This window comes from Pseudorhizobium marinum, assembly GCF_000705355.1.
In the GTDB taxonomy this organism is placed as follows: Bacteria; Pseudomonadota; Alphaproteobacteria; order Rhizobiales; family Rhizobiaceae; genus Neorhizobium; species Neorhizobium pelagicum.
On record NZ_JMQK01000033.1, the window covers coordinates 23,016 to 29,015 of the forward strand.

At 60.5% G+C, this 6,000-nt stretch carries 6 protein-coding genes; 5 read left to right on the forward strand and 1 reads right to left on the reverse strand.

Translation table 11 applies throughout. The features are described from left to right. Positions 1 to 44: 44 nt before the first annotated feature. The 5 genes from EO99_RS0123985 to EO99_RS0124005 all read left to right on the forward strand — a co-directional run bounded on the left by EO99_RS0123985 (position 45) and on the right by EO99_RS0124005 (position 5,377). Positions 45 to 1,034, forward strand: a complete 990-nt coding sequence (locus EO99_RS0123985; protein WP_051680062.1) for a TRAP transporter substrate-binding protein — start codon at positions 45 to 47, stop codon at positions 1,032 to 1,034. Between the two features lie 76 nt (positions 1,035 to 1,110). After that, the gene (locus EO99_RS0123990; RefSeq protein WP_051680063.1) at positions 1,111 to 1,620 is read left to right on the forward strand and encodes a TRAP transporter small permease; all 510 of its coding nucleotides are present in this window, start codon (positions 1,111 to 1,113) and stop codon (positions 1,618 to 1,620) included. Positions 1,621 to 1,622: 2 nt separating this feature from the next. Continuing rightward, positions 1,623 to 2,906, forward strand: coding sequence for a TRAP transporter large permease (locus EO99_RS0123995; RefSeq protein ID WP_029621093.1), 1,284 nt, complete (start codon positions 1,623 to 1,625; stop codon positions 2,904 to 2,906). A gap of 216 nt (positions 2,907 to 3,122) precedes the next feature. Further along, the gene (locus tag EO99_RS0124000) at positions 3,123 to 4,109 is read left to right on the forward strand and encodes an AraC family transcriptional regulator (protein ID WP_029621094.1); all 987 of its coding nucleotides are present in this window, start codon (positions 3,123 to 3,125) and stop codon (positions 4,107 to 4,109) included. A gap of 59 nt (positions 4,110 to 4,168) precedes the next feature. Then, positions 4,169 to 5,377, forward strand: coding sequence for an MFS transporter (locus EO99_RS0124005; RefSeq protein WP_029621095.1), 1,209 nt, complete (start codon positions 4,169 to 4,171; stop codon positions 5,375 to 5,377). A 209-nt stretch (positions 5,378 to 5,586) separates the two neighbouring features. On the opposite strand, the gene EO99_RS0124010 is transcribed toward EO99_RS0124005, so the two are convergent. Then, positions 5,587 to 6,000 (reverse strand): ATP-binding cassette domain-containing protein (locus tag EO99_RS0124010; RefSeq protein ID WP_029621096.1); only part of this gene is annotated, 414 nt, incomplete at its 5' end.

Below are 6,000 nucleotides of genomic sequence, written 5' to 3' on the forward strand. Positions count from 1 at the left end.
TATTTGTTCGGGTTGAAAACCTAGGATCTTGGGGAGGTAATGACATGGCATCTTTGTTCGAACGGCTGGTCGTCGTGGGCAGTCTAACCGTGGCTGGCGCCACCGGCGCTTTTGCTCAGTCTACAGAGGTCAAAATTGCCTATGCGTTGGCTCGTGATTCCCACTATGGAGCAGCGGCCGACGGCTGGGACAAATACGTCACCGACACCAGCGGCGGAAAGTTCCAGTTCATGCACTTCCCTTCATCTGCTCAAGGCGGCGAGCGGGAAGTGATTGAGGGTCTTCAGCTCGGCACGGGCGTCCAAGCGGTCGTGGTGTCGTCTGGGGCGCTGTCAAACTTCGTGCCGGAAATCGGCGTTACCGATATCCCCTTCCTGTTTCGGGATCTCGGCCACGCGCGGACCGTCCTCGACGGGCCGATCGGCGAGGGGATCCTGGAGGATTTCCGCGGTCGTGACTTGATCGCGCTTGCCTGGGGTGAGCAGGGCTTCAGGCACATCACCAACAATCGCCAGCCGATTGAGAAGCCGCAAGACCTGGCCGGCTTGAAGATTCGCACGATGGAGAACCCGGTCCATATTGCTGCTTTCGAAACGGCCGGCGCCGCGCCGACGCCGATGTCTTGGCCGGAAGTGATCCCGGCCCTGCAGCAGGGAGCGATCGACGGACAGGAAAATCCGCTTTCAGTGATCGTTTCAGCGAAACTGTGGGAAGTTCAGAAGTACCTGACGGTGTCCGGCCACGTCTACTCACCGGCCATGCTGATCGTTTCTCCCGTATTCTGGGATAGCCTCTCGGACGAGGACAAGAAGATCTTCACCGACGGTGCGATCAAGGGCAAGCAGGCGATGCGCGCCTTTGTCGATAACTCGGAAAAAACCGGCATCGATACGGCCAGGGCCGCGGGCATGCAGGTCAACGTTCTCAGCGAGGAGCAGAAGGCTGCCTTTCAGGCTTCCATCCAGTCCGCCTATGAAGGGTACTACCAGACATTCGGCAAGGACCTGGTCAACCAGATCATCGCGACCAAGTGATGGTTGAAGGCGTCCCGCTTGAAGCGGGACGTCCTGCCAAGGGATTGACGGTCCGACCGACGACCGCAGGAGCGAAATGAAGAAATTCGAAGAAATTTTCGTCGCGACGAACCGATGGCTGTTGATCGCCATTCTTTCGAGCATGGCGATCCTTGTGTTCGTCAACGTTTGTCTGCGTTTCTTTACGAACCATTCCATCACCTGGTCTGACGAGGTGGCACGCCATCTGATGATCTGGCTGACGTTTGTCGGCGCGGGCATTACCCTTCGCCACGGCAGCCTCACCGTGATCGACAATGTGCAGGTCATGATGTCTGAGCGAAACGCCCGCCGCCTGCGCGCGCTGTCCGCAATCATCATGTTTGCCTTCTTCCTGATGATGATCTGGGTCGGCAAGACCTATGTCGAGCGGACAATGATGCAGACCACGCCATCGACGCGGATTGCCTTCGGATACATTTATCTCGCCATGCCGATCGGCTTCACACTGCTGATCGTGCATCTTCTTCTCGTGGTGCGGACCTATGTCACAAGCGGCATGAGTGCCCTGCAGGACGACGATGGTCGGCCGCCTGTGGCAGCCTGACCATGATCATCATTCTCTTTGCTTCCTTCTTCGTGCTCATGGCAATCGGCGTGCCAATCGCTTTCACGCTCGCGATCGCGACCTGGTTGGCCGTCATCCTGGGCAGCAATTATCCGCAGATCGTCGTCATCAAGGAAATGTTCTCCGGTGTCGACAGCTTTCCCCTCCTGGCAGTTCCTTTCTTCATCCTGGCGGCTGAGCTCATGACTGGTGGAGCGTTGACGCACCACCTGTTGCGGCTGGCGGTGCAGTTCGTCGGTCGGGCCCGTGGCGGCCTGGGATACGCCAGCATCATATCGACCACGCTGTTTGCCGGAATTTCCGGCTCAGCGCTGGCAGCCGCTGCCGGTCCTGGCGCGATGAACATCCGCATGATGGAAAAGAGCGGCTACGACAAACCTTATGCGTCTGCGCTCGCAGCCGCCGTCGCAATTGTAGATCCGATCATTCCACCCTCCATTGTCATGATTATCTATGCGCTGCAGGACAATCGAGTTTCCGTGGGCGGCCTGTTCGTCGCCGGCATCATCCCCGGGCTCATCATTTCCGCGGCCATGTGTGCCGTCAACTTCGCGATTTCGCGCAAGCGCGATTACCGGTCTATGGATGTTCGGCCGACTCTGCGGGAGATGGTCTCCACGACGATATTTGCCCTTCCAGCCCTTGCCCTGATCGTGGTCGTGGTGGGCGGTATACGGGGCGGCTATTTCACCCCAACGGAAGCCTCCGTGATCGCGGTGTTCTACGCTCTGTGCTGCGGAATATTCATCTACCGCTCTTTGCACCTGCGTGACCTGCCCGACATCATCTTTCGGTCGGCCATGGTCACTGTCGGGATCCTGCTGATTCTAGCGTCTGCGCGCGCCTTTGCCTGGGTCTTAATCAACGAGGGCGTACCGCAGTACCTGGCTGACCTGATCATCTCCTGGAACCTCAGTCCCATCGCGTTCCTGCTGGCCGTCAACATCCTGCTTTTGCTGTTTGGGATGTTCATGGATCCGCTCCCGGGCGTCATGATTCTCGTGCCCATCCTGGCGCCCATATCGGCTCATCTCGGTATTGATCCGATCCACTTTGCCATGATCGTCATCATCAACCTGACGATCGGATTGATCACACCGCCCGTGGGTCAGTTGCTCTACGTGGTCTCATCTACCGTGAGGATCCGGGTCAGTGAAATATCGCGCGAGATGACACCATTCCTGTTTGCTTACCTGATCATTCTATTGCTGCTCACTTTCGTACCCTCGCTATCGACTTGGCTGCCGCATGTTTCCGGCTACTAGCCTTTGGAATGCCGTTGCAGTCGGTCAGACAATCGGTGCATTCACCGGCTTTCGACGTCGCAGGGCGTCGCATCAGAGACGCCCGGTCGGGTGTCGTTCAACGCCTCGTAGCGTGCGAAACGGGCTGACGGTTCAAATGCACTTCCTTCTTTGCTGTTGGTGTCCCCTCGACGGGCAGGCATTGCGCACGAGACGTTCAGCCATTAAACTGCCCTCATGCTTGATTATTCGTCCCGGACCGCTTCGCCCCCTATTCCCATGGATTCCCTGAGCGAAGTCCTGCAAGACTTCCGTTTGAGTGGTGTAAACTATGGGCGGTGCGAGCTCCGGCACCCCTGGAGCCTCGCCTTTCCACAACAACAGTTGCTTCGGTTTCACTTTGTCAGCCACGGCCCATGCTGGCTCCATACGCACGCGCAGGGGTGGCAGGAGTTGCGCGACGGCGATCTGGTGCTGCTGCCGCAAGGCACCACGCATCGACTGGCCAGTGCGCCGGATGTCGTGGGTCATTCGCTCGATGCATGCCGGGTAACCGATCTGGGAAGCAATGTCTGCGAAGTGGTGCAGGACGGAGCAGGCGCGACCAGCACTCTGTTTTGCGGCTCCATGGAATTGGGCGCGCATGCGCTCAATCCGCTGATCGCTTTGATGCCGCCGATCATCAAGGGCTGTGATGTGGCCGGCAATGACCCGATCGTTGGTCCCTTGCTGGCGGCCATGACCGCAGAAGCTGCACAACCTCAAATGGGCAGCGCCACTGTCTTGACGCGCATGGCCGATTTGCTTGCAGCGCGGCTGATCCGCTGCTGGGTCAATTGCACCGGAACCTCTACCTCCGGGTGGCTCGCGGCCATCCGCGACCCCCACATTGGGCGCGCACTGGCAGCCATGCACCGGGACCCCGGCCACAACTGGACCCTTGTCGCCCTTGCCGCGGTGGCAGGCCAATCCCGCTCGGTTTTTGCCGAGCGTTTTAGCGCCATCCTTGGCGAAGGTCCCGCCCGGTATCTCGCCCGCCTACGTATGCAGCACGCACGCGAGTTGCTTGGGCAGGGCGGCATGTCGGTAGCTGAGGTGGCCTCACGTCTGGGTTATGACTCCGAGGCATCCTTTGCCCGTGCGTTCAAACGCATCACGAGCGTCTCACCCGGCGTTGTGCGCCGCACAAATCCCGGACGAATGGACATGGATTTCGGATCCTAGGGCACATATCGTCTGCAATGGATCGTCTATGACATCTCCTGGACGAAGGAGAATGTTCAATGACGGGCACAACATCACAACTGGACCTGGAAGTGTCGGGTCTCGATGCCGCTGAGCCAGCCAGGTGGAGCGCAACCACCTGGTTGGCGGTGCTTTCCATGGCGGCGACCAGCTTTGCTCTGGTATCGGCGGAGTTCCTGCCGGCAGGCCTTCTGACGCCACTGGCGCGCGATCTTGGCGTGAGCGAGGGAACGGCCGGACAGGTCGTCACGGCCACGGCTTCCGTCGGTGCCGTTGCAGCCCTGTTGAGCAATGTGCTCATCGGCAGATTGAACCGCAAGACGGTGCTGGTCGGCCTCAGTGCTCTGGCGATCGGCTCTAATATCCTTGCAGCGGTCGCGACCGAGTTCTGGTTGCTTCTGCTCGGCCGAGCCGGACTAGGCATCGCTCTCAGCGCCTTCTGGGCGCTTTCCGTGTCCGTCGTGGCAAGGCTGGTTGGCGCCAATGCCACAGGTCGGGGCATGGCGATCGTCACGCTTGGCGTCTCCCTTGCCACCATAGCTGCACCCTCCATGGGTGCATTGATCAGCGACTGGCTGGGCTGGCGCACGGCCATGGCGATGACGGCGGGGCTCGCTGCAATCGCCATGCTGATGCAGTTGCTCAGCCTGCCGTCCCTTCCCGCACGCGCGGGCACAAGTCTGACGGACGTGTTTCGGCTGCTGGGGCGGCGACCTGTCCAACTGGGGATGCTTGCCATCCTTTTGCTGATGACCGGGCATTTTGCCGGCTCGGTCTATGTGAGGCCCTTCCTGGAACAGGTGACGCTGCTGACAACCGGGTCGATAGCGCTGGTGCTGCTCGGATTCGGCATCGCGGCGGTGATCGGTAACATTGCCGGTGGCCGAATGGCCGACGCGAATATCCGCATTGCCCTGGTGGTCACTGCCGGGTTGATGGCGCTTGCGGCGCTCGCTCTGGTGATCTGGGGCGCACACATCGGCGTCGCCTTTGGCTTTGCAGCGCTTTGGGGCTTCGCATTTGGTATGGCACCAGTGGTACTTCCAACCAACCTGTCGCGCGGAGCACCGGACGCGCTGGAGGCAGCGGGCAGCCTGATGGTCGTTTCGTTTCAGATCGCGATCACGATCGGCGCCGTTGTCGGCGGCTATATCGTGGACACCCACGGCGCCACGGGACCCCTGATCCTCACCGCCGTCCTTGCCGCATCAACCGTGATCCTGGCATTGCTGCAGCCGCGCGGCTAAATTTTTGGAAAGCGAAAGATGCTACCGCTGAGTTGCGGGCGCTGAGTTGCGGGCAAGCGTCCGGTCGTCGGATCGACTTGCCTGCCGCAGGGCCGCAAGGGGGCCGCGCAACGTGGCGGCCGTGCGCCAACACGACCGCCACAAACGGGACCGGCGCTCCACATGTTTGAGTATCGCAAACGTGATCCGCATGGTGACTGCCGTGCAAGTCAGGGCGCGGCTTTCACCAACTGGTAGAACGCCCCGTTCTGATTGGAGACAAGCGTCTGGTGGGAGCCGTTTTCAACGATCCGCCCGCCGGCGACGACAAAAATCCGGTTCGCACTGGCGATGGTGGAGAGCCGGTGCGCGATGACGAGCGTCGTCCTTCCCTGGGAAAGCTCGGCAAGCGACGCCTGGATCGCAGCCTCTGTTTCCGTGTCGAGCGCCGAGGTCGCCTCGTCGAGGATCAGGATCGGCGGGTTCTTGAGGAAGATCCGGGCGATCGCCAGCCGCTGCTTCTGGCCGCCGGACAGCTTCACGCCCCGCTCGCCGATGAGCGTGTCGTAGCCCTCCGGCAGGAGAGCGATCATGTCGTCGAGACGCGCCCGCGTTGCTGCATGCCGCACCTCCTCGTCGCTGGC

Coding starts and splice junctions, on each gene's coding strand:
- EO99_RS0123985 (WP_051680062.1), top strand. CDS start 45: ATGGCATCTTTGTTCGAACGGCTGGTCGTCGTGGGCAGTCTAACCGTG.
- EO99_RS0123990 (WP_051680063.1), top strand. CDS start 1,111: ATGAAGAAATTCGAAGAAATTTTCGTCGCGACGAACCGATGGCTGTTG.
- EO99_RS0123995 (WP_029621093.1), top strand. CDS start 1,623: ATGATCATCATTCTCTTTGCTTCCTTCTTCGTGCTCATGGCAATCGGC.
- EO99_RS0124000 (WP_029621094.1), top strand. CDS start 3,123: ATGCTTGATTATTCGTCCCGGACCGCTTCGCCCCCTATTCCCATGGAT.
- EO99_RS0124005 (WP_029621095.1), top strand. CDS start 4,169: ATGACGGGCACAACATCACAACTGGACCTGGAAGTGTCGGGTCTCGAT.